The sequence below is a fragment of the Novosphingobium sp. Chol11 genome, from assembly GCF_900218065.1.
GTDB classification, from domain to species: domain Bacteria; phylum Pseudomonadota; class Alphaproteobacteria; order Sphingomonadales; family Sphingomonadaceae; genus Sphingobium; species Sphingobium agri.
Window position 1 is genome coordinate 25,417 of the sequence record NZ_OBMU01000001.1, and the last position, 22,000, is coordinate 47,416.

The following is a 22,000-nucleotide window of genomic DNA, read 5'->3' on the forward strand; positions in this document are numbered from 1 at the left end:
ATATGGAAACCCGCTCCAACCATGTGCTGGTGGGCACGGTCACATTGCTGCTGCTGGCGGCAATCATGGTCGCCGCCTTCTGGTTTTCGCGCCTCTCCGAGGGCGACAACATGGAGTATGACATCTTCTTCAAACAGTCGGTGAACGGCCTCGCTAAGGGGTCGAGCGTAAATTATTCCGGCGTTCCATCGGGACAGGTTGAGAAGATCGAGCTTTGGAAGCGCGATCCAAGTTTCGTCAAGGTACGCATTTCCGTCAAGGAAGGCACGCCGGTCCTTCAAGGGACCACCGCAACGATCGCCGGGGTCGGCTTTACCGGGGTCAGTGAAATCGTGCTCGATGGCGCTGTGAAGGGCGCCCCGCCCATCACCTGTCCGGAAGAAAATCCCCTGACTGCCTGCCCTGACGGCGTGCCGGTCATCCCCACAAAGCCGGGTGCGCTGGGTGAATTGCTGAACAACGCTCCGCAACTGTTGGAGCGGCTCTCCACCCTGACCGAGCGGCTGACCGAACTTCTGAACGACAAGAATCAGCAATCGATTGCGGGCATCCTCGCCAATGTCGAACGCGTATCGGGCGCTCTCGCAGATCGCAGCCCCGAAATCGCCGCCACGCTTGCCGAAGCGCGCATTGCGGTTCAGCGCACGGGCATAGCGGCGGAGCAGATCGGCAAGCTCGCCGCGACGACGGACTCGATGCTCACCGAAGAAGGCAAGCCGCTGATGGCCGATCTGCGCAAGAGCGTGCAATCGGCCACCCGCAGCATCGAAACGCTCGACAAGACGATTGCCGAAGCGCAACCGGGCGTCCGCGCGTTCAGCAATCAGACGATGCCCGAAGTCAATCAGCTGGTGCGCGACCTGCGTGAAATGTCGCGCGCGTTCCGCGGCGTTGCCGAAAAACTGGATCAACAGGGTGCGGGTTCGATCGTCGGGTCACCCAAACTCCCCGACTACAAGCGATGAGAGGGACAGCGATGACGTTCCACAAGAAACCTGCCACCCTCCCGATCCTGCTGGCTTTCGCCGCGTCCCTGTCAGGCTGCGTTTCCTTCGGCGGCAAGCCGCCCGAACGGCTGCTGTCGCTGGATGCCGCGCGGAAGGTCGCACCGGGCACGCTTCGCAGCACCGCTGCGGGAACAACCATCACGGTCGCGGATCCGGAGTCTCCCAAGCTCCTCGACACGGTTCGCGTTCCCGTACGCACGTCGCCCACGTCGCTCGCCTACGTGACAAAGGTGCAGTGGGCCGACACTCCGCGCCACCTGTTCCAGAAGCTGCTGTCCGAAACGATCGCCGCCAGCAGCAACCGCATCGTGCTCGATCCCGGTCAATATTCAGCGGATGCAGGCCAGCGACTGATGGGCGAATTGGTCGATTTCGGCCTGGATGAGGCAAGCAACAGCGCCGTCGTCACCTATGATGCCATCCTTGCGGGCCCCGGCGGCACGGCAATTGCGCGGCAGCGCTTTACTGCCAGCGTGCCTGTAGGTGGCAAGATCGACGCAACGACGATCGGCGCGCCGCTCAACAGCGCGGCGAACAAGGTTGCTGCTGACGTGGCCGCATGGCTCACTGCTAGCGGACGCTAAGCCCTCTGAAGGATGCCATTCTGAATGACGTTCAGCATGGCATCCTCAGCCTTACTCCAGGCTCTTGCTCACTTGTTCGGTGACGTCCTTTGACAGACCGGGCTGCGACAATATTCTCTGCAATTCCCCACGCATCAAAGCGGCTCGCTCCTCGTCGAAACGCCGCCAGCGCCCGAGCGGCGGCACCAGGCGCGCAGCCGTTTGCGGATTGAGTTTGTCGAGCGCGATGATGCAGTCCGCCACAAGCCTGTAGCCCTTCCCAGACTGATGATGGAACGCCCACTGGTTGCCTGCAAAGGCGCCGAAGAGCGAACGCACCCGGTTGGGATTGGCCAAGGTAAAATCAGGATGTCCGGCCAGCTCCTCGACCAGATCAACGGTGTCCGGATGCGAGGCAAAGGCTTGCGTCTGGAACCACTTGTCGAGCGTCAACGCATCATCCCGATACCGATTGTAGAAGATGTCGAGTGCCGCCTCGCGCTCGTCACTGGGGTCATTCGCCAAGGTAGCGAGCGCCGATTGCCGCTCCGTCATATTGTCGGCTTCGTCAAATTGCGAGAAGGCCACTGCGGGCCCATCCGCCGCGCCTGACGCCACCAGATAGATCAGGGCGATGTTGCGCAGCTTGCGAGCGCCTTTCGCAGCAGCCGAGAGCGAGAACCCGTTGGCTCCGGTCCGGGCATGGACATCGCGCCAAAGTGGTTCCAGTTCCTTTCCGACGCGCCGCTGCAACGCGTCACGCGCCGCATGGATGGCGTCTGGATCGACTTGCACCATCTGATCGCCAATATAGGCTTCGCTGGGCAACCGAATGGCTTCGGCGATGAAGGCGCTGTCGAGATGCGGATCGTTAACCGTATCGCGGATCGCCGCGATGACTGCTGTCTCATCCACCGCCTGCCCCGCCACTCTGCCCACCAGCGCGTTGACCATCAATTGCTGCATTGCCTCATAGCGGGCGAAGGGATCATCATCATGCGCGGCGAGGAAGGCGAGATCGGCCTGACTCCTGCTGGTCTCGACAATCACCGGCGCTGAAAAGCCCCGGTTGATCGACAAAACAGGAGCCACAGCAAAGCCATTGAAGGTGAAGCGCTGTTGCTCCTCCGTCAGCATCAACAGCGTCTCGCCACTGCTGCGGCCGCTATGCCGGTCGAACAGTGCGGCGCGTAGCGGTATGGCCAGCGGCGCTTTGTCGGGCTGCCCCGGCGTCGGCGGCGTATTCTGCTCCAGCACCAGTTCCACTGATTGCGTGATAGGATCATGCGTCAAGCTGGCCCTGACACGGGGTGTCCCCGCCTGTTCATACCAGCGGCGAAATTGGGTGAGATCGATCCCGCCGCCCTCTTCCATTGCCCGGATAAAATCCTCACAGGTCGCCGCTTCTCCATCATGCCGCTCGAAATACAGGTCGGTAGCTGTGCGAAAGCGATCCGGGCCAAGCATCAGGGCAACCATCCTGATCAGTTCGGCGCCCTTGTTGTAGATCGTCGCTGTGTAGAAGTTGCTGATCTCCATATAGGATTCCGGCCGCACCGGATGAGCCAGCGGTCCTGAGTCCTCCTGAAACTGCGCGGCTCGCAAAACGCGTACGTCTTCGATCCGCTTGACGGCGTGGCTGCCCATATCCGCCGAGAAATTCTGGTCCCGAAAGACGGTGAACCCTTCCTTCAGCGACAGTTGGAACCAGTCGCGGCACGTCACTCTGTTGCCCGACCAGTTGTGGAAATATTCATGGGCCACCACCCCTTCGACGCCATCATAATCGGCGTCCGTAGCGGTCTCCGCGTCGGCAAGAATGTAGCGCGAATTGAAGATGTTAAGCCCCTTATTCTCCATCGCTCCGAAATTGAAGTCAGCTACGGCGACAATGTTGAACACATCGAGATCATATTCGCGGCCATAGACCCGTTCATCCCAGGCCATGCTGTCCTTCAAAGCCTGCATGGCGTGGCTGGTGCGGGGCGAGTCGGCCTCCTTGACCCAGATGCCCAGCTTAACCGCGCGTCCGCTCATCGTGGCAAAGCTGTCGCTGTTGCAGGCAAGATCTCCGGCGACGAGGGCAAAAAGATAGCAAGGCTTCGGGAATGGATCGATCCACTTCACCCAATGCCGCCCGTCCGGCAGCTCGCCTTGCTCTGTCGGGTCGCCGTTCGAAAGCAGGATCGGATAGCGGGCCTGGTCGGCTTCCAGGCGGACGGAATAGCGCGAGAGAATATCAGGCCGGTCAGGGAAGAAGGTGATCCGGCGAAATCCCTCCGCCTCGCATTGCGTGCACAGCAGCCCGCCGCTGGCATAAAGGCCCATCAGTTTGCTGTTTTGCTCAGGAGCCAGCTCGACCACAGTTTCCACCTGATGCGCGGTTTCAGGCAGAGGGATGACCAAAGCGCCCTGTTCGATACTCCACTCGCCCGGCCCGAGCGCGCGCCCATCGACTTTCACCTCGATCGGCGTCAGCTCGTCGCCGTCGAGCTTGAGTGGCCGGTCATGCCCTCCGTTGCGAGTGACGCTAAGGCTCGCCCGGACGATCGTACGCGCCGGATCGAGGCTGAAATCAAGATCGATAGTGGGGACAAGCCAGTCGGGTGGACGGTAATCCCGACGCCGAACAACTACAGGAGAGGAAGCACTTGTCGATTGAATGTCAGCCATGACCGCAACCTAAGAAGCCCGCAGTCAAAAGGCCAGTGGTTCGCGTTTGTCAGACGGCAGCCAATCCCATCAGATCCGTTCGCCTGAAAGCCGCTGGCACAGCATGTCCAGCTGGTCGAGCGTCGAATAGCGCAAGGACAATGTGCCGCCCGCACCTTCACCATGCCCGATCTCTACCTTGACCCCCAGAATGTCGGCAAGATGCTGCTCCAACGCAGCGATGTCGGGATCCTTGCCTGATGAAGGCGCGGAGGGCGCGCGGCTGCGCGGGGCTGCCCCTTCCCCCTTCTTCGACCGGCGAACCAGTTCCTCGGTATCTCTGACCGACAGGCCCTTGGCTTCGACAGTCTGCGCCAGCGTTTCGCAATCGGGAGCGCCAATCAAGGCCCGAGCGTGCCCCATGGACAGCTTCTGCTCCACCACCTGCCGCTGTACGGATGCTGGCAAGTCCAGCAGCCGGATCAAATTGGCTATATGGCTGCGCGATTTGCCGACGATCCGGCCCAACGCTTCCTGGCTGTGATGAAAGTCGGCGATCAGCTTGCGGTATGCCTCCGCCTCTTCAATCGGATTGAGATCCTCGCGCTGGATATTTTCCACAAGCGCGATTTCCAGTGTCTCTGCTTCATCAAAATCACGAACGATTGCTGGAATACGATGCAGTTGCGCACGCTGGGCGGCACGCCAGCGGCGTTCGCCCGCCACGATCTGAAATCCGCCACCATGCGGACGGACGATGATCGGCTGTATGACGCCGCGTTTCCCGATGCTGTCGGCCAGTTCCGCCAAAGCGCCTTCGTCAAAATGGCGGCGGGGCTGTTCCGGGTGAGGCTGGATCAGCGCGACCTCGATGCTCTGGATCGCCTTGGTCGAAGCTGAGGGGGCTTGAGGCGCCACCGGCTCCTCTCGAGAAACATCGCCCAACAATGCTGACAAACCGCGGCCAAGTCCGTGAGGACGCTTGGCCACCTTCAGCTTCTCATCACTTTCACTGCTCACGCTGCAGCCTCCTGTCGGGGCAGTCGTGAAATCAGTTCGCGGGCAAGGCGCATATAGGCTTCCGATCCGGAGCAACGAAAATCATAGATAAGTGCGGGCACGCCATGACTTGGCGCTTCAGAAAGCCTGACGTTACGCGGAATCACCGTGGAAAATACCAAGTCTCCCAAGCACGCCCGAACATCATCAGCGACTTGATCAGTCAGCCGGTTTCGACGGTCATACATCGTAAGAGCCACCCCCAGGATCGAAAGACCGGGATTGAAACGCCCACGTATCCGCTCGACCGTTTGCAACAACTGCGACAGCCCTTCCAACGCAAAGAACTCACATTGAAGAGGGACAAGAAGTGATTGCGCCGCCACCATCGCGTTGATGGTGAGCAGACCAAGGGAAGGAGGACAGTCGATCAGGCAAATGTCCCACCGCCCTGCCTGGGCTTCACTGAGAACCCGCTCCAGCCTGTGGGTCCGCTCTTCATATTCGATCAACTCGATTTCAGCACCAGACAGGTCCTGGGTTGCAGCGACGATATCCAACTTGGGCACGCGCGTAGGATGGATAGCATCTTCGATGGCGCAATTACCAACCAGCAGATCGTAGCTCGACCATGTCCTGTCAGCTTGATTAACGCCCAAACCCGTGGATGCATTTCCTTGCGGATCGAGATCGATTAGCAGCACCCGCAACCCCGTCGCTGCCAGCCCTGTAGCCAAATTTATCGCGGTCGTGGTTTTCCCCACACCGCCTTTCTGATTGGCAATAGCGATACGGATCATTTGCGACCTTTCTTGCCCCTTGGCGCGACTGACCGTGCTATAATAATTGCACTTTCCGGATCAGTGATGCTGCGTTCCACGTGAAACACACCTTGCCATGAGGATCGCGCCGCCTCCAGTTCAATTTGCGCATTGCGCCCTTTCGGTAAGATCCACAGGCTTTTATCCGTGGATAAATGCAGCGCCGATGAAAGCAGTCGGTCCAGTGGCGCATAGGCCCGCGCGCTAATCACAGCTGCCTCCGTCGCCGGGGCACTCTCGACCCGACCGCCATACACATCTGCATTGTTGAGCGACAATTCACCGACAAGCCGGTTCAAAAAGTCGATCCTCTTTCTGCGCGACTCTATCATCAGAACGGGCCGTTTGCTCAATATAGCGACCACGATCGCCGGCAGCCCTGCTCCTGATCCCAGGTCGATCCATAGTCCTTCATTCGCGGCGCCATCCAACTTCATCAACTGGGCAGAGTCTACGATGTGCCTCGACCACACATGCTCGCGCGTCGATTCCGCGATCAAATTCTGCTGATCCATCTCCGCCAAGAGCATCTGCACATAGCTGTCCAAGCGTGCCCATGTTTCACGTGGAACGTCGAAATTCGCCTTCAGCCACGTCTTCGCTTCGTCCTCGGTCATGCCGCCTGCCGACGCACATGAACCAGCAATGCCGCCAAGGCCGCAGGCGTAACACCCCTTATGCGCGCTGCCGCTGCGAGCGTATCGGGACGAGCCCGGTCGAGACGCTCCACCATTTCACTGGAAAGGCCACCGACTGAGGCGAAATCAAAATCCATCGGAATGATCACCCGCTCGTCACGGCGCAGAGCCGCAATCTCGGCAGCCTGGCGCTCGAGATAGGGAGCATAATGCGCATCTTCCAAAATCTCTTCCCGGAGGTCAGGGTCGATGTTGGTAAGCGACGGCGCGAGGGCAAACAGTAGTTCCCGCTGCACCTCCGGAAAACGCGCCCATTCAAACAGGCTTCGCCGCGCGCCGTCTTGCCGGACATTTGCTCCGGCACGGGCAAGCTGGGTGGCGCTGAACTGCTCTGCGAGCTCCTTGTCGACAACGACCCTTTGCGCCGACAAGTTATCATGGTGAGCGAGCCGCTTTTCACCCAGAAGGCCATGCTCCCGGCCGATATCCCCAAGCCTCGAACCCGCATTGTCTGCCCGCAGTCGTAGCCGATACTCCGCACGCGCAGTCAACATCCGATAAGGCTCAGTCACCCCTTGAAGAACCAGATCATCGATCAGCACGCCGATATAGCTACTCGCCCGGTCAAGGATCATCGGCTCGACCTCTAGCGCCCGCGCCGCCGCATTGACGCCAGCGACGAGCCCCTGAGCAGCGGCCTCCTCATACCCGGTCGTGCCATTGATCTGGCCTGCACAGAAGAGACCCGGCACGTCCCGCATCTCCAACGTATGCTGAAGGGCGCGCGGATCGATATGATCATATTCGACCGCGTAGCCCGGAACAACGATCTCCACCTGCTCCAGCCCGATCATCGAGCGGACCATCCGTTCCTGGACATCTGCAGGCAGGGACGTGCTGATCCCGTTCGGATAGACCAGCTCTGTATCCAACCCTTCAGGCTCGAGGAAAATCTGGTGACCATCCCGATCCCCGAAACGGATCACCTTGTCCTCGATCGACGGGCAGTAGCGCGGCCCCCGCCCTTCGATCGCGCCACTGAACAAAGGTGACCGTCCTAAGCCATCCCGTATGATCGCGTGCGTAACCGCGTTCGTACGCGTGATTGCACAAGTCAATTGAGGAAGCTGCCGGTGCTTCGACAGCGCCGACATCGTCCAGCCCCCCTCATCCGATGCCTGCTCTTCCAGCACAGCCCAGTTGATTGTACGACCGTCGAGCCGCGGCGGCGTACCAGTTTTCAGACGCGCCATCGGCAGCCCAAGCTCACGGAGTTGCAGCCCAAGCGCCGCCGCAGCCCGCTCTCCCGTCCTCCCGCCAAAGCTTGTTTCTTCGCCTCGGAAAAGCTTTCCGCCAAGGAAGGTGCCGGTTGCCAGAATGACGGCCGGTGCCGACAGGCGCGTGCCATCCGCCAGCGCCAGTCCAGCCACTTCACCCTTGTCCAGCAACAAGGCGGAGGCTTCACCTTCAACTAGGGTCAATCCCGGCTGAGCCTCGAGCATGCGATGGATGGCGGCGCGATAATGCGCTCGATCCGCCTGCACTCTTGGCCCCTGAACCGCGGCGCCCTTACTGCTGTTCAGCATGCGATAGTGGATGGCGGCAGCGTCCGCAGCTCTCGCGATCAGCCCATCGAGCGCATCGACCTCTCGGACCAGATGGCCCTTGCCCAAGCCGCCAATGGCAGGGTTGCAGGACATCGCGCCTACGGTCGCCTTCTCGAAGGTGAGAAGTGCCACTTGCGCACCCTTTCGGGCAGCAGCAGCCGCCGCTTCGCACCCGGCATGGCCGCCGCCAACCACAATCACATCAAAAGCTGTCCGCATGGCCGTGCCCATAACAGACTTGGCGGAGCGGGGCAAAACTGTTCCACGTGGAACAGCACTCATTTGCCGATGCAAAATCCTGCAAAAAGGCGGTCGAGCATATGCTCGGTACTGGCCCGGCCGGTCAGACGGTCGATGGCTGCTCGAGCGTGGCGTAATTCCTCCGCAACTATCAGGAAGTCGCCACTTGCCGCTGCGCTGCTCAAATGTTCGGAAAGCGACAAGACCCCCCGCCGCTGGCGCTCATGCAACGCATATTCGCTTTCGCCAGGCAAGAGCGCAGCGGCTCGCTCCAGCAATGTGGATATGAGTTCGGCCATTCCTTCCCCTGTGACGGCCGATATCGGCAAGCCTTGGGCAACGCCCCGGCGGTCGCACTGGGCGGCCACCAATATTGCGTCGGGCCGGGGCAGTTCCGCAGAGTCTCCAAGCCACAAGATGATATCCGCGCTCTCCAAAGCCGCGCGTGCGCGATCCATTCCGATCATCTCGATGGCGTCCGACGTGCTACCCCGCAGTCCAGCGGTGTCGGTAAAGAGGAAGGCTGTGCCCCCCAGCGCCGCAGGTACTTCGATCCGGTCGCGCGTCGTCCCGGCAACTTCGGAAACGATCGCGGCATCCCGCCCAACGAGCGCATTCAGCAGTGTCGATTTCCCGGCATTGGGCGGTCCGGCAAGCACCACCCTGATACCGTCGCGCAGCCGCTCGGCCGAAGGGGCAGCGAGAACCGATCTCACCTCAGTAGCCAACTGCCGGGCACCACTGGCAACAAGCTCTTCGGCACCAGCCTCCGGTACGTCGTCCTCGTCGGAGAAATCCAGCACAGCCTCAACCATCGCGGACAGATCAAGCAGCCGTGTCTGCCACGCCTCCAGCCGTCGAGAAAAATGCCCTTCCGACATGAGCAAGGCCGCGCGCCGCTGCTGCTGTGTTTCGGCAGCGAGCAGATCGGCCAACCCTTCGACCTCATTCAGATCCATGCGCCCGTGAGCAAAAGCACGCCGCGTGAATTCACCTGGAGCCGCAAGCCGCAGCCCGGAGAAGGATTTAAGTGCGTCTTGAATACCGGCCACCACGGCGCGCCCGCCATGACAATGGATTTCAGCCAGATCTTCACCCGTCGCGGTTGCCGGCCCAGGAAACCACAATATCAGCGTCCGATCGAGCGGCATCCCATTGCGGGGGTCCTTCAATAATGCCAAACGCGCGCGCCTGGGCTTGGGAAGGTGTCCCGCCAAACCCTGAAGCACCGCAGCCGCAGAAGGCCCGCTAATCCGGATGACGGCAATGGCTGCCGGCGGCGCACCGCTCGACAGTGCAAAAATCGTGTCAGCCATCAACGGCTCAAGGCTTGTCGCCATTCTTCCCCGGAACGCTGGCCAAGCCGATATCCATCATCTGCCGGAACAAGCGCATCCCCGCATCACCGAGCGGAGAGAAGCTTTTGAACATGGTTTCCATCTGCTCGACATTGGCGATGCCGTCGAAACTGTCGAGCATGGTCTTCACATATTTGTCGTGTATCGGCGTCACGTCAGGCAGGCCCAGGAAAGACCGTGCTTCGGCTGGGGTACAATCTACGTCCACGGTCACTTTCATGTCATGCGCCTTCGTCTGCGGAGCCCTGATCGTCATGCCGCAACATGGGCCTCAAACGCAAATAAATTGGCAAAAGCGGCGTTGGCGGCTCACCCAAAGCCGATTATCCTCACCATAAACTCCGATATTAGGGAAGGATAACAGCCATGGGATCATTCACGTCAGTTTCGACCCTGGAAGGCGATGGCCAATTCGACGCCTATGTCGCGCAGCCGCAAAGCACGCCCCGCGCGGCGATCATCGTCATTCAAGAAATCTTCGGAGTGAATGAAGGCATCCGGCGCAAATGCGACAATTGGGCGGCCCAGGGCTATCTGGCCGTCGCGCCCGATCTGTTTTGGCGCGATACCCCGCATGTCGAACTGAACGCGGATGTCGCCGAGGATTTCCAGGCAGCGATCAACCATATGCAGAAGCTGGATCAGGACCGCGCCATTTATGATATCGAAGCAGCGATCAAGTTCGCGCGGGCCCAGCTTGGCGGTGATGGCAAGGTTGGCGTTGTCGGCTACTGCCTCGGCGGCCGCCTGACGTTCATGGCTGCCTGCCGGACCGATGGCGACGCTTTTGTCGGCTATTATGGCGTTGGCATCGACAATCTCCTGAGTGAGCAACATGCGATCGGCAAGCCGGTGATGCTGCATATTCCCACCGCTGATGGCTTCGTGCCGCCGGACGTGCAAAAGAAGATGCATGAGGGCCTGAAGGACAACCGCCATGTGGTCCTCCATGATTATGAAGGGCTCGATCACGGCTTCGCCGCCGAGATGGGCGACCGCCGGGTGGAAGAAGCCGCTCAATTGGCGGACCAGCGGACAGCCGACTTCTTCGCTACCCATCTCTAAACAGGGGACGCCATCAATGGCTCAGGCTTGGCGCATGGTCATTCGCGAGACCGGCGGTCCGGAGGTGATCGAGCGGGAGGATTTCCATCCCGCTCCCCCGGCAAAGGGTGAGGTGCTGATCGCGCAGGACGCCATAGGCCTGAACTTCATCGATACCTATCACCGCTCTGGCCTCTACGGCACCCCGCTCCCGCTCACCCTCGGCGTGGAGGGCGCGGGCTATGTCGCGGCTGTCGGGCCGGGCGTCGAGGGCCTGGCCGTTGGGGACAAAGTCGGTGCGGCGGGTGGTTTTGGCGCCTACGCCACCCATCGTACCGTCGCGGCCGACCGCGTGATCAAGATACCGGCCGAAATCGGCACGGATGAAGCGGCCGCGATGATGCTGAAGGGGATGACCGCATGCTTCCTGGCCGAAGACACACTGCCCTTGCGGTCCGGCCAGGTGGCGCTGGTTCATGCCGCGGCGGGCGGTGTCGGATCAGTGCTGGTGCCTTGGCTTCGCGACAAGGGCGTGGGCGTCATCGCGCATAGCGGCTCTGCAGAAAAAGCCGCTCAGGTCGAGGCGGACCATAGCCTGTACTGCCCATTCACAGACCTTGCCGGCCAAGTGCGTGAACTGACGGAAGGAAACGGCGTCGATGTGGTCTATGATGGCGTGGGCAGGGACAGCTGGACCGCCTCACTCGCCTCGCTCAAGCGGCGCGGCATGATGGTGAGCTACGGCAATGCGTCGGGTCCGGTGTCGCCCATTTCACTGCTGGAGCTCAGCCGAGCCGGATCGCTCTATGTGACCCGGCCCACCCTGTTCGACTATATCGCCACGCGGGAAGAGTTGGACCATGTCAGCGCGCGTCTGTTCGATCGCATGCGCCGCGGCATCGTTCGCCCGCATATCGGGCAGCGCTACGCCTTATCGGATGTTGCCGAAGCGCACCAGGCGCTGGAAGGGCGGAAGACGATGGGCAGCACCATATTGGTGCCCGACAGGGTTTAAAAAGCAGGAAAGCAGGCGGCGGGCATCAAACCCGCCGCCGCTCATTAGCTGAAGAGAGTCAGGACGCCGACTTGGTGGTCGACGAAACCTTCATAGATCATCTTGACCGCGACATAGATGATTACGGCGAGACCCAGATAAGCGATCCACCGGAAACGCTCGATATATTTGGCGATGATGTTCGCCGCGACACCCATCAGTGCGACCGACAGAACAAGCCCGATGATCAGGATGCCGGGATGATCCCGCGCCGCGCCCGCGACAGCCAGCACATTGTCCAGGCTCATCGACACGTCGGCTACGGCAACGGCCCAGGCTGCGGCCGCGAAGCTCTTGGCGGGCCGCAGCCCCGAAATGTCGTCGTCGCTGGGGTCCGGCGTATCCGCACCCCGCTTCGGGTGCAGTTCGCGCCACATCTTCCAGCTGACCCAAAGCAGCAGCAACCCACCGGCCAGGATGAGGCCGACGATCTGCATCAACTGCGTCACGACCAATGCGAAACCGATACGCAGCACCAACGCCGCGATGATGCCGATCAGGATGACGCGCTGACGCTGCTGCACCGGCAGCCCCGCTGCCAGGGCGCCCACGACAATCGCATTGTCGCCAGCCAGCAGAATATCGATCATCAGCACCTGGCCAAAGGCCGCCAGAGCAGCTGGAGAGCCGATATTGCTGAAGTCGCTGACGATGTGCCCCCAAATGTCGGCGGGCGATCCCAAACCCTGCGCAGCGGCAGCGGCAGTCGTAAGAAGGTCGATCATAACGGCCTGATATAACTCCGCTTACTGGTTCATCGAGTCGAAGAAATCTTCGTTGGTCTTCGAATCCTTCATCTTGTCGAGCAGGAATTCCATCGCATCGACCGTGCCCATCTGCATCAGGATACGGCGCAGCACCCACATCTTGCTGAGCTTGGCCTTATCGACCAGCAGCTCTTCCTTGCGGGTGCCCGACTTGCCGACATCCAGTGCCGGGAAGATGCGCTTGTCCGCAACCTTGCGGTCCAGCACGATTTCCGAGTTACCGGTGCCCTTGAACTCTTCGAAGATTACTTCGTCCATGCGGCTGCCGGTGTCGATCAGAGCCGTCGCGATGATGGAGAGCGAACCGCCTTCCTCGATGTTGCGCGCCGCACCGAAGAAACGCTTCGGACGCTGCAGCGCATTGGCGTCGACACCGCCAGTCAGAACCTTGCCCGACGAAGGAACAACCGTGTTGTAGGCGCGGCCCAGGCGGGTGATCGAATCGAGCAGGATCACCACATCCTTCTTGTGTTCCACGAGGCGCTTGGCCTTTTCGATCACCATTTCGGCAACCTGCACATGCCGCTGCGCCGGTTCGTCGAAGGTGGAGGACACCACCTCGCCCTTCACGCTGCGCTGCATGTCGGTGACTTCTTCCGGACGCTCGTCGATCAGCAGGACGATCAGGAAGACTTCCGGATGATTGTCGGTGATCGCCTTGGCAATGTTCTGCAACAGCACCGTCTTGCCGGTGCGCGGCGGCGCGACGATGAGCGCGCGCTGGCCCTTGCCCTGCGGCGACACGATGTCGATGACACGGGCCGACTTGTCCTTGACCGTGGGATCAAGCGTGTCGAGCACCAACTTCTGCGTCGGATAGAGCGGCGTCAGATTGTCGAAATTGACGCGGTGGCGGACGACTTCGGGATCGTCGAAATTGACCGAGATCAGCTTAGTCAGCGCGAAATAGCGCTCGCCATCTTTGGGCGCCCGGATTTCGCCCTCCACCGTGTCGCCGGTGCGCAGGCCGAACTTGCGCACCTGGTTGGGCGACACATAGATATCGTCGGGACCGGCAAGGAAGTTCGCCTCCGGGCTGCGCAGGAAGCCGAAGCCATCGGGCAGCACTTCGATCGTGCCCTCGCCCATGATCTGCTCGCCATTCTCCGCCTCGGCCTTGAGGATTGCGAACATCAGGTCCTGCTTGCGCAGGGTCGACGCGCCTTCCACGCCCAATTCTTCCGCCATGGTGACAAGATCGGCGGGGGATTTCTTCTTGAGGTCCTTAAGGTGCATTCGACTTGAGTCCGATGGAGAGAGATGAGGAACGAAACTGCGATAGAAAAGGAGAGATCTGCCCGGTATGGAGAAACACGGGACTCCGGCGCGGGACGGCCGGGATAGACTGTCCGCGTTTAGCGATCAGCGCCCATGCAAGTCAAGGCACCGCGTCGCGTCCCGTTCCCGGAAAATGCGCGCTCCGCCGCTCCTGTCGGCAAATGGTGCAACAGTTGCGGCAATGGACCCGCGCCGCTCATCCATGCTATGATCTGGCCTTCCCGCTGAAGAGGCGAAGGGCATGAGAAACGCGTATCTCGTCCCGCCATTGGCAATGCTGATGTTCTGCCTGCCTGCTGCCGGTCAGCCCGTCCCGGCGGTCGATCCGCCCGCCATTGTCCGCACCCTTGCCGCCAGCGATGATCGCGTTTCCATCCCGATCCACATTGATGGCCGGGGCCCCTGGAACTTCATCGTGGATACGGGCTCGCAGCGCACCGTCATATCCCGTGACCTTGCCGATCAACTCGCCCTGCCCGCCCGCCGCCCCGTCACCATCGTCAGCATGGCAGGGCGCAGCGAAGCGCGGACGGTTGCCCTCCCCCGCCTCGGCTATGGCAAGGAAATGATCGACGATATCGAGGCTCCGGTTCTGGAGGCTGATCATCTCGGCGCGGCTGGACTGCTGGGGCTCGACAGCCTGCATGCCAAGCGTCTCCTCCTCAACTTCCGCACCGGACGCATGGAAATCGGCGCCAGCCGTCCCTCATGGCGAGATCCCAATGCGATCATCGTCGAGGCGAGGCGGCGCAAGGGACAGTTGATCCTGCTCCATTCCGACGCGAACGGGCTGAAGGTCAACATCATCCTCGACACCGGCACACACCTCAGCGTCGGCAACCTGGCCCTGCGCGACAAGCTGATCCGCAAGAAACGTGCGCCCTTGATGAGCGAAGTCAGCCTGATCAGTGTCACGGGCGAGACCTTGACCGGTCAACTGGGGCGCATCGGCAAGATCCGCATGGGGCCGATCTCTCTGACCGACCTGCCGGTCATGTTCGCCGATGCGCAGCCTTTTCGGGAACTCGGCCTGGCCGACAAGCCCACTTTGCTGCTCGGCATTCAGGCGCTCAAGATGTTTCGACCGCGTCGCCATCGATTTCGGCCGAGGAAAAATCGACTTCCTGATGCCGGACGGGAGTGCGCTCGACCAGCAGCGCCTGGCCAGCGCACCGCGTAAGGCCGGTTAGCGCGGCGGCGGCCGCCGCCCTTCGCGGCCGAGCACCTGGTCGATCCATTGCTGATCCAACCGGGGCGGCGTCGTGCGGGCGGGAGGCGCCTGCTCGACGGGTTGGTCGTCCGGCTCCGTGCCGTCATCCTCTTGCTGCTGGTCCTGGCTGATCGGCATGCCATTTTCATCCACCATCATGCCACCGCCCGATCCATTGTCGGGCTCGCCATAATAGGCTTCCTCGTCCGGCTCCAATTGCCATTCGGGCAGCGTCACCTGCGTCTCGAACTGTTCCACGGGTCGGCGCGAAACGGCGACCTTCATATAGTCGGCGAAGGCATGGGCGGGCGCGCGTCCCCCCTGCAACACGCCGACAGGGCGCGCATCGTCCCGGCCCATCCAGACGCCCGTCGTGATGCCGCTGGAAAAGCCCAGGAACCAACCATCCTTGTTGCTGCTCGTCGTGCCGGTCTTGCCCGCCACAGGGCGGCCAATCTGCGCGGCCTTGCCGGTGCCTGTGCTGACCGCCGTCTGCATGAGGTCGGTCATGCCCGCCGCCACCCAGGGCGCGACAAGCACGCGGCTGGTATCATCCTGATGCTGGTAAAGCAGCCGCCCGTCGGCCGTCGTTACCTTGGTGATGCCATAGGGCGTCACCGCCACGCCCTTGCGCGCGATGGAGGCAAAGGCGCGCGTCATGTCGATCAGGCGCACGTCGGACGTGCCGAGAACCATCGAGGGATGCGTGTTGATCGGCGTCGTCACGCCAAAGCGCCGCGCCATGTCCGCCACCGTGGGAAAGCCGACTTCCACGCCCAGCTGCGCCGCGACCGTATTGATCGAATAGGCGAAGGCCGTGCGCACATCGATGTCGCCGGAAAAGCGCCCCGAACTGTTGCGCGGGCTCCAGCCGTTGATCGTCACCGGCTTGTCCGTCACACCCGTGTCAGGCGTGTAGCCCGCCTCCAAAGCCGCCATGTAGACGAAGATCTTCCAAGCCGAACCCGGCTGCCGCGTCGCAGTGGTCGCGCGGTTATAGTTGGACGTCACATAATCGAGCCCGCCCACCATCGCCCGCACCGCCCCATCGCGATCAAGCGACACCAGCGCGCCCTGTGCGCCCCCTGGCACATTGGCCTGGATCGCCGCGGTAGCAGCCTTCTGCATGCCTAGGTCGATGGTCGTATACACTTCCAGCGGCTCATTGGGCTCATCGACGAGCACGTCGAGCTGCGGCAAAGCCCAATCCGTGAAGTAACGGACGCTGTTTTGCGGCGGCTCCGGCGCCATCTTGACGTCGTCCAGATCGACGCTCGCGCGCTCGGCCGCGCTGATCGCGCCATTTTCCTGCATCAACTGCAACACCACACCCGCTCGGCCAATCGCCGCCTCGGCGTCAGCGGTGGGGGAGTAGCTCGACGGTGCCTTCACCAGGCCTGCGATGATCGCGGCTTCCGGCAGATCAAGCGTGGTCGCGGGATGACCGAAGAACTTGCGGCTTGCGGCATCGATGCCATATGCGCCGCCGCCGAAATACACCTTGTTGAGGTAAAGCTCCAAAATCTGCCGCTTGGAAAATTTCCGCTCCAGCGCCAGCGCCAGGATCATCTCCCTGACCTTGCGCCCCCAGCTATAGCTGTTGTTGAGGAAGATGTTGCGCGTCACCTGCTGGGTGATGGTCGACGCACCCTGCCAGCGGCGGCCCTTGCCCCGGTTCTCCAGCGCAACCCAGGTGGCGCGCGCCATGCCGATCGGGTCGACGCCGGGATGCATGTAATAACGCTTGTCCTCGGTCGATACCATTGCATCGACCATGACCGTGGGGATCTGATCATAGGACAGCCAGCGGCCAAAGCTCGGCCCCAGAGAGACGATCACGCTACCGTCGGCGGCATGGACGCGGATCATCTGGCCATTGGGCGATGATTTCAGCGATTCATAGCTGGGAAGCGACTGATAGGCGATCACCACCGCAACGATGATTGCGAACAAAGCGCCGAGGGTCGCGACCAGCCCGAACTTGAACGCCCTCACGAGCCACCGCTTCGCGCCCCCGGGCGTGTCCTTGCTCTTGCCTGATCGTGCCATCTATCCCGCCCGGATACGCGCTAACTGATAGAGCCGCCAGCGCAAATCAGACGCGAGCCTGCCCATGAGCCTGTTTCTCAAGAGGGACGACGCTTTACCGGCGATGAATGATTATTCAACCTCGTCACGCGGCTTGAAATCCAGCGACGCGCTGTTCATGCAATAACGCAGGCCGTTGACGCCCGGACCATCGGGGAAGACGTGGCCCAAATGCCCTTCGCACTTGGCGCAACGCACTTCGGTGCGGATCATGCCATGGCTGCTGTCGCGCACTTCCTCCACCGCATCGATGTCCACGGGTGCGGTAAAGCTCGGCCAGCCAGACCCGCTGTCATATTTTTCCTCGGCATCGAACAACTCGGCTCCGCATCCGGCGCAATAATAAACGCCATCGGCCTTGTTGCCATTATATTTGCCGGTAAAGGCCCGCTCGGTCCCGGCCTCTCGCAACACATGAAATTGTTCGGGGGAAAGGCGCTCGCGCCATTCGGCATCGGTCAGGTTGAGCTTGTCCATGGCCGCAATATGGCAACGGCTCTTCCTGCGATCAAGCGCCTAGCGCTCCCGCGCCGCCTGCCGGGTAATGGCGAGCAATTCGTGCCGCACCATCAGGTCGCCAAGCCCCCTGCCCGATCGGCTCGCCCGCTCTGCCTGCGCCAGCCGTTGGATCACGCGGGCGATGCCATGCGCGTCCCACAGCCGTACCTGCCGGGTCACGACAGGCTTGTCCTTCCAGAACACCTGCTTGCCGGCAGCTTCGACCGCGCCTTCCAGCCGCCCGCTTTCATCGAAGGACGTACGAATATTGGCGATCAGCATCGCCCGCGTCAGCAGCGGCCGCAGCACCGCCGCCATCGCTGTTCCCGCCTCGCCCAAGCGGCCCAGTTCCCGGTGCATCGCGCGCAAGTCGCCTCCCAGCACCGCGTTCACCAGCGGAGCAGCGTCCGCATCGGAATTGTCGGCCGACAAAGCATCCAGTGCTTGCGCCGTCGCCTCGGCAGGGCGATCCGGCGCGGCGTCGAGATAGAGGATCAGCTTCTCGATCTCGCCGCTCATCAGCGCGCGATCGCCATTGGTAAGGTCGACGATCCGCTTGGCGAGGTCGTTGGGCAGGCGCAGCCCCCCTTCCCGCGCCAGCGCTATAGCGATCTGCTCGGCCTCTCGGGCATCCGGCTGGTACGAAATGAACGCCATGGCTCGCGGACTGTCGAGCACCAACTTCAAAAGCTTCGACGTGCCCTTCAACGCCCCAGCCGTCGCGACCACGGGATTGCCTGCCGCCTCCGCCTCCAGCAGCGCCGTTACGGCAGCCAGCGATTCCTCGCCCATGCCATTCACCCGCACCCAGCGGCGGTCGCCGAACATGGAAAAGGACGCAGCTTCATCAGCCAGCCGCGCAGGATCGTCCCGCAAAATGGGCCCGTCCAGATCGACGCGCTCGGCCTCGGGTCCCATCGCCCGCTCAAGCCTTTTGCCTAGCGCGGCGCTTCCCGCTTCATCGGGACCGTAGAGCAGGAAGAAACGGATATCGGCCGGCGGTGCGTCGAGCGCCTTTTCAATCTGGCCGCGATTGGCCTTCAACGCCGCTGGTCCCTCGCCGCGAACAGGGCGAGCCGGGATATGATCTGATCCGCGATCGTCTGCGACAAGCGCTCAAGCGCAGTGTCTTCCGCCGCGATCGTCGCATATTCGCTCGACGTGACGTCGATGCCGGCATCCGATCCGGCCGTGTCGTCGATAATCTGTGCGCCCTTGTCATCGATCAGCTGATAGCGCGCCCGCAAGGTCCGCCGCTCGCGCGTGATCGCCTGGTCGGCGCGCAGGCCAAAGCCGCTGATCTGGTCATCCAGCTTCACCACCAGACGATATCTCGGCCCCTCGCCGTTCATCGCGGCCAGGCGATCGTTCAGCGCGTTGCGAACCAGCCAACCAGCCTTGCCCTCGATCGGCGCGATGTCGATGCTCCCCAACTTCTGCGCAACAGCGCCATGACTGCCGCCGCCGTAAACGGGACGCAGCCCGCAGGCGGAAAGGGTAGCGAGGAGCAGGAGGGGAACAGCGTATCTCATCAGCACCCTATATCCGTTCGCCCTTAGCTTGTCGAAGGGCTCCTCTTCTCCTTGTGGAGAAGGGAGAGACTTCGACATGCCAAGCCCGAACGGCGATCTTCAAATCACCAGATTGACCAGCCTGTCAGGCACCACGATCACCTTCTTCGGCGTCGCGCCGTCCAGCGTCCGCGCCACATTGGGCGCCGCCAGCGCGAGCCGTTCGAGTTCCTCCTTGGCCGTCCCCTTGGGCACGGTGATGGTATCACGCAGCTTGCCCATCACCTGGCATGCGATCGTCACTTCATCCTCGACCAGCAATGCCGGATCGACCTGCGGCCAGGCTGCGTCGGCGATCAGGCCGTCCTCGCCCATGTCCGCCCAGGCTTCCTCGGCCAGATGCGGCGTCATCGGCGCGACCAGAAGAGCCAAGGCCCGGATCGCCGCGCTTCGACTGGCGGATGGCTTGGCCTTCTCCACCGCATTGGTCAGCTCGTAGATCTTCGCCACCGCCTTGTTGAAGGACAGCGCCTCGATATCCTTCGCCACGCCGTCGATCGTCTGGTGCAGCTTGCGGTCGAGCGCCTTGTCCTGCCCCTCGGCAGCCTTGTCGGCCTCATCGAACAGCCTCCACAGGCGATTGATGAAGCGCCAGCTGCCCTCGATGCCGCTCTCCGTCCAGGGCAGATCGCGCTCCGGCGGGCTATCGGACAGCATGAACCAGCGTACCGCGTCCGCGCCATATTGGGCGATGATGTCATCGGGATCGACGACATTCTTCTTGGACTTGGACATTTTCTCGACGCGTCCGACCGTGACCGGAGCACCGCCTTCGACCATGACCAGCTTATCGCCTTGCCGCGCTACATCCTGCGGCGCGAGCCAAGCCCCCTCGGGCGACTTGTACGTTTCGTGCGTCACCATGCCCTGCGTGAACAGGCCGGTGAACGGCTCGGCAAAGCCGATCTGCCCCATATGCTGGAGCGCGCGGGTCCAGAAACGGGCGTAGAGCAGATGCAGGATCGCATGTTCCACGCCGCCGATATATTGCCCGACCGGCAGCCATTTCTCTACCGTCTCGCGGTCGAACGGCTTGTCCTTGGGCTGGCTCGCGAAGCGGATGAAATACCAGCTGGAGTCCGCGAAAGTGTCCAGCGTGTCCGTTTCACGCCGCGCCGCATTGCCGCATCTTGGGCAATCGACATGCTTCCATGTAGGGTGACGATCCAGCGGATTGCCGGGAATGTCGAAGCTGACATCTTCGGGCAGCACGACCGGCAACTGGTCCTTGGGCACGCCCACCGGCCCGCAATCCTCGCAATGGATCACCGGGATCGGGGTGCCCCAGTAACGCTGGCGCGACACGCCCCAGTCGCGCAGGCGGAACACGGTGGTGCCGTTGCCCCACCCTTCGCTCTCCGCCCGGCGGATCACCTCGTTCTTGGCATCCTCTACGCTCATGCCATTGAGGAAATCGGAGTTTACGAGACGACCGGGACCAGCATAGGCCTCGTCACCGATGCCCTTATCCTCATCGCCCTCGGCAGCGACCACGCGCTCGACCGGCAGCATATATTTGCGGGCGAAATCCAGGTCGCGCTGGTCATGACCCGGCACCGCCATGACGGCGCCCGTGCCATATTCCATCAGCACGAAGTTCGCGACGAACAGCGGCAGCTTACGGCCGGTAAAGGGGTGGATCACCGAACGCCCGGTGTCATAGCCCTTCTTCTCCTGCGTCTCGATCTCCGCCGCAGCGGTGCCGCTATGACGGCATTCCTCGGCAAAGGCGGCGAGTCCTGCATCCTTCGCCTCCAACGCCAGCGCGATGGGATGATCCGCCGCGATCGCCGCGAAGCTCGCACCGAAAATGGTGTCGGGCCGGGTGGAGAAAACCTCCAGTTCCTCGATGCCGTCCACCGGCTCGTCCAGCTGGAAGCGGAACTGCAGGCCGACCGACTTGCCGATCCAGTTCTCCTGCATCAACCGCACCTTTTCGGGCCACTGGTCGAGCGTCTTGAGCCCCTTCAGCAGGTCATCGGCAAATTGCGTGATCTTCAGGAACCACTGGCTGAGCTTGCGCTTCTCGACCGGTGCGCCAGAACGCCAGCCCTTGCCGTCGATCACCTGCTCATTGGCCAGCACGGTCATGTCGACCGGGTCCCAATTGACCGCGCTTTCCTTGCGGTAGACCAGCCCCGCTTCCATCATGTCCAGGAACAGCGCCTGTTCATGGCCATAATAGTCCGGCTCGCATGTCGCGAGTTCGCGGCTCCAATCAAGCGCAAAGCCCAGCTTCTTGAGCTGCGCCCGCATCGTCGCGATGTTGGATCGGGTCCAGTCGCCCGGATGCACCTTCTTTTCCATCGCCGCATTTTCGGCGGGCATGCCAAAGGCGTCCCAGCCCATCGGATGCAGCACTTCATGCCCCGTCATCCGGCGGAAGCGCGCCAGCACGTCGCCCATCGAATAGTTGCGGACATGGCCGATGTGGATGCGCCCGGACGGATAGGGGAACATCTCCAGCACGTAGGATCGCGGCTTGGTGCTCGTATCCGACGCCTTGAACGTCTGCTTCTCGTCCCAGACAGACTGCCAGCGGGCGTCGGCCTCCAGCGGGTTGAAGCGCCTTTGCATCTATTCCAAGTCCTCAAAATGCAGGCGG

18 protein-coding genes and 1 pseudogene are annotated in these 22,000 nt (G+C 61.9%); 5 read left to right on the top strand and 14 right to left on the bottom strand.

Annotation, left to right across the window (positions count from 1 at the left end):
* The first annotated feature begins 2 nt into the window (after nucleotides 1–2).
* Nucleotides 3–965: an MlaD family protein gene (locus NCHOL11_RS00120; RefSeq protein ID WP_097090530.1), complete on the top strand. Its 963-nt coding sequence runs from the start codon at nucleotides 3–5 to the stop codon at nucleotides 963–965.
* A gap of 11 nt (nucleotides 966–976) precedes the next feature.
* Nucleotides 977–1,591, top strand: coding sequence for an ABC-type transport auxiliary lipoprotein family protein (locus NCHOL11_RS00125; RefSeq protein WP_097090531.1), 615 nt, complete (start codon nucleotides 977–979; stop codon nucleotides 1,589–1,591).
* Between the two features lie 51 nt (nucleotides 1,592–1,642).
* Here the strand turns inward: NCHOL11_RS00125 and pepN are convergent, their stop codons facing one another.
* The 7 genes from pepN to NCHOL11_RS00160 all read right to left on the bottom strand — a co-directional run bounded on the left by pepN (nucleotide 1,643) and on the right by NCHOL11_RS00160 (nucleotide 10,105).
* Nucleotides 1,643–4,243, bottom strand: a complete 2,601-nt coding sequence (gene pepN, locus NCHOL11_RS00130; protein ID WP_097090532.1) for an aminopeptidase N — start codon at nucleotides 4,241–4,243, stop codon at nucleotides 1,643–1,645.
* A 69-nt stretch (nucleotides 4,244–4,312) separates the two neighbouring features.
* Complete coding sequence (locus tag NCHOL11_RS00135; protein WP_097090533.1) at nucleotides 4,313–5,242, bottom strand: ParB/RepB/Spo0J family partition protein; 930 nt, start codon at nucleotides 5,240–5,242, stop codon at nucleotides 4,313–4,315.
* Nucleotides 5,239–6,021: a ParA family protein gene (locus NCHOL11_RS00140; RefSeq protein ID WP_097090534.1), complete on the bottom strand. Its 783-nt coding sequence runs from the start codon at nucleotides 6,019–6,021 to the stop codon at nucleotides 5,239–5,241. The genes NCHOL11_RS00135 and NCHOL11_RS00140 overlap by 4 nt, the downstream gene beginning before the upstream one ends.
* On the bottom strand, nucleotides 6,018–6,659 hold the full coding sequence (rsmG, locus tag NCHOL11_RS00145) for a 16S rRNA (guanine(527)-N(7))-methyltransferase RsmG (protein ID WP_097090535.1): 642 nt from the start codon (nucleotides 6,657–6,659) through the stop codon (nucleotides 6,018–6,020). The genes NCHOL11_RS00140 and rsmG overlap by 4 nt, the downstream gene beginning before the upstream one ends.
* The gene (gene mnmG / locus NCHOL11_RS00150) at nucleotides 6,656–8,506 is read right to left on the bottom strand and encodes a tRNA uridine-5-carboxymethylaminomethyl(34) synthesis enzyme MnmG (protein WP_097092613.1); all 1,851 of its coding nucleotides are present in this window, start codon (nucleotides 8,504–8,506) and stop codon (nucleotides 6,656–6,658) included. Before mnmG ends, rsmG begins: the two co-directional genes overlap by 4 nt.
* Before the next feature lie 59 nt (nucleotides 8,507–8,565).
* Nucleotides 8,566–9,843, bottom strand: a complete 1,278-nt coding sequence (mnmE, locus tag NCHOL11_RS00155; RefSeq protein WP_097092614.1) for a tRNA uridine-5-carboxymethylaminomethyl(34) synthesis GTPase MnmE — start codon at nucleotides 9,841–9,843, stop codon at nucleotides 8,566–8,568.
* 7 nt (nucleotides 9,844–9,850) lie between these two features.
* Nucleotides 9,851–10,105 carry a DUF6489 family protein gene (locus tag NCHOL11_RS00160; RefSeq protein ID WP_097092615.1) on the bottom strand — a complete coding sequence of 85 codons (255 nt, stop codon included), beginning with the start codon at nucleotides 10,103–10,105 and terminating at the stop codon, nucleotides 9,851–9,853.
* Nucleotides 10,106–10,251: 146 nt separating this feature from the next.
* Between NCHOL11_RS00160 and NCHOL11_RS00165 the strand changes: the two genes are divergently transcribed.
* Both NCHOL11_RS00165 and NCHOL11_RS00170 read left to right on the top strand, forming a co-directional pair.
* A complete protein-coding gene (locus tag NCHOL11_RS00165) occupies nucleotides 10,252–10,950 on the top strand; it encodes a dienelactone hydrolase family protein (protein WP_097090536.1) in 699 nt (232 codons plus the stop codon).
* 16 nt (nucleotides 10,951–10,966) lie between these two features.
* Nucleotides 10,967–11,944 (top strand): quinone oxidoreductase family protein, encoded by a 978-nt coding sequence (locus NCHOL11_RS00170; RefSeq protein WP_255254664.1) that lies wholly within the window; start codon nucleotides 10,967–10,969, stop codon nucleotides 11,942–11,944.
* Nucleotides 11,945–11,988: 44 nt separating this feature from the next.
* Here NCHOL11_RS00170 and NCHOL11_RS00175 read toward each other — a convergent pair whose 3' ends face one another.
* Nucleotides 11,989–12,708: a YjbE family putative metal transport protein gene (locus NCHOL11_RS00175; RefSeq protein ID WP_097090537.1), complete on the bottom strand. Its 720-nt coding sequence runs from the start codon at nucleotides 12,706–12,708 to the stop codon at nucleotides 11,989–11,991.
* A gap of 21 nt (nucleotides 12,709–12,729) precedes the next feature.
* The gene (gene rho, locus NCHOL11_RS00180) at nucleotides 12,730–13,986 is read right to left on the bottom strand and encodes a transcription termination factor Rho (RefSeq protein WP_097090538.1); all 1,257 of its coding nucleotides are present in this window, start codon (nucleotides 13,984–13,986) and stop codon (nucleotides 12,730–12,732) included.
* A gap of 316 nt (nucleotides 13,987–14,302) precedes the next feature.
* Between rho and NCHOL11_RS00185 the strand changes: the two are divergent.
* Nucleotides 14,303–15,218 (top strand): annotated as a pseudogene (locus NCHOL11_RS00185) (retroviral-like aspartic protease family protein).
* Here NCHOL11_RS00185 and NCHOL11_RS00190 read toward each other — a convergent pair.
* The 5 genes from NCHOL11_RS00190 to leuS form a co-directional block, all read right to left on the bottom strand.
* Nucleotides 15,215–17,287 carry a transglycosylase domain-containing protein gene (locus NCHOL11_RS00190; RefSeq protein ID WP_097090539.1) on the bottom strand — a complete coding sequence of 691 codons (2,073 nt, stop codon included), beginning with the start codon at nucleotides 17,285–17,287 and terminating at the stop codon, nucleotides 15,215–15,217. The pseudogene NCHOL11_RS00185 and the gene NCHOL11_RS00190 sit on opposite strands and share 4 nt — an antisense overlap.
* 111 nt (nucleotides 17,288–17,398) lie before the next feature.
* Nucleotides 17,399–17,803, bottom strand: coding sequence for a peptide-methionine (R)-S-oxide reductase MsrB (gene msrB / locus NCHOL11_RS00195; RefSeq protein ID WP_097090540.1), 405 nt, complete (start codon nucleotides 17,801–17,803; stop codon nucleotides 17,399–17,401).
* A 39-nt stretch (nucleotides 17,804–17,842) separates the two neighbouring features.
* The gene (gene holA / locus NCHOL11_RS00200) at nucleotides 17,843–18,868 is read right to left on the bottom strand and encodes a DNA polymerase III subunit delta (RefSeq protein ID WP_097090541.1); all 1,026 of its coding nucleotides are present in this window, start codon (nucleotides 18,866–18,868) and stop codon (nucleotides 17,843–17,845) included.
* A complete protein-coding gene (gene lptE / locus NCHOL11_RS00205; RefSeq protein WP_097090542.1) occupies nucleotides 18,865–19,356 on the bottom strand; it encodes an LPS assembly lipoprotein LptE in 492 nt (163 codons plus the stop codon). The genes holA and lptE overlap by 4 nt, the downstream gene beginning before the upstream one ends.
* Nucleotides 19,357–19,455: 99 nt before the next feature.
* Nucleotides 19,456–21,972 carry a leucine--tRNA ligase gene (gene leuS, locus NCHOL11_RS00210; RefSeq protein WP_097090543.1) on the bottom strand — a complete coding sequence of 839 codons (2,517 nt, stop codon included), beginning with the start codon at nucleotides 21,970–21,972 and terminating at the stop codon, nucleotides 19,456–19,458.
* Nucleotides 21,973–22,000: the final 28 nt, after the last annotated feature.

Excerpts from the sequence above, each read along its gene's own strand:
- NCHOL11_RS00120 (WP_097090530.1), top strand. The coding sequence starts at position 3 with ATGGAAACCCGCTCCAACCATGTGCTGGTGGGCACGGTCACATTGCTG.
- NCHOL11_RS00125 (WP_097090531.1), top strand. The coding sequence starts at position 977 with ATGACGTTCCACAAGAAACCTGCCACCCTCCCGATCCTGCTGGCTTTC.
- pepN (WP_097090532.1), bottom strand. The coding sequence starts at position 4,243 with ATGGCTGACATTCAATCGACAAGTGCTTCCTCTCCTGTAGTTGTTCGG.
- NCHOL11_RS00140 (WP_097090534.1), bottom strand. The coding sequence starts at position 6,021 with ATGATCCGTATCGCTATTGCCAATCAGAAAGGCGGTGTGGGGAAAACC.
- rsmG (WP_097090535.1), bottom strand. The coding sequence starts at position 6,659 with ATGACCGAGGACGAAGCGAAGACGTGGCTGAAGGCGAATTTCGACGTT.
- mnmG (WP_097092613.1), bottom strand. The coding sequence starts at position 8,506 with ATGCGGACAGCTTTTGATGTGATTGTGGTTGGCGGCGGCCATGCCGGG.
- mnmE (WP_097092614.1), bottom strand. The coding sequence starts at position 9,843 with ATGGCTGACACGATTTTTGCACTGTCGAGCGGTGCGCCGCCGGCAGCC.
- NCHOL11_RS00160 (WP_097092615.1), bottom strand. The coding sequence starts at position 10,105 with ATGAAAGTGACCGTGGACGTAGATTGTACCCCAGCCGAAGCACGGTCT.
- NCHOL11_RS00165 (WP_097090536.1), top strand. The coding sequence starts at position 10,252 with ATGGGATCATTCACGTCAGTTTCGACCCTGGAAGGCGATGGCCAATTC.
- NCHOL11_RS00170 (WP_255254664.1), top strand. The coding sequence starts at position 10,967 with ATGGCTCAGGCTTGGCGCATGGTCATTCGCGAGACCGGCGGTCCGGAG.
- NCHOL11_RS00175 (WP_097090537.1), bottom strand. The coding sequence starts at position 12,708 with ATGATCGACCTTCTTACGACTGCCGCTGCCGCTGCGCAGGGTTTGGGA.
- rho (WP_097090538.1), bottom strand. The coding sequence starts at position 13,986 with ATGCACCTTAAGGACCTCAAGAAGAAATCCCCCGCCGATCTTGTCACC.
- NCHOL11_RS00190 (WP_097090539.1), bottom strand. The coding sequence starts at position 17,287 with ATGGCACGATCAGGCAAGAGCAAGGACACGCCCGGGGGCGCGAAGCGG.
- msrB (WP_097090540.1), bottom strand. The coding sequence starts at position 17,803 with ATGGACAAGCTCAACCTGACCGATGCCGAATGGCGCGAGCGCCTTTCC.
- lptE (WP_097090542.1), bottom strand. The coding sequence starts at position 19,356 with ATGAGATACGCTGTTCCCCTCCTGCTCCTCGCTACCCTTTCCGCCTGC.
- leuS (WP_097090543.1), bottom strand. The coding sequence starts at position 21,972 with ATGCAAAGGCGCTTCAACCCGCTGGAGGCCGACGCCCGCTGGCAGTCT.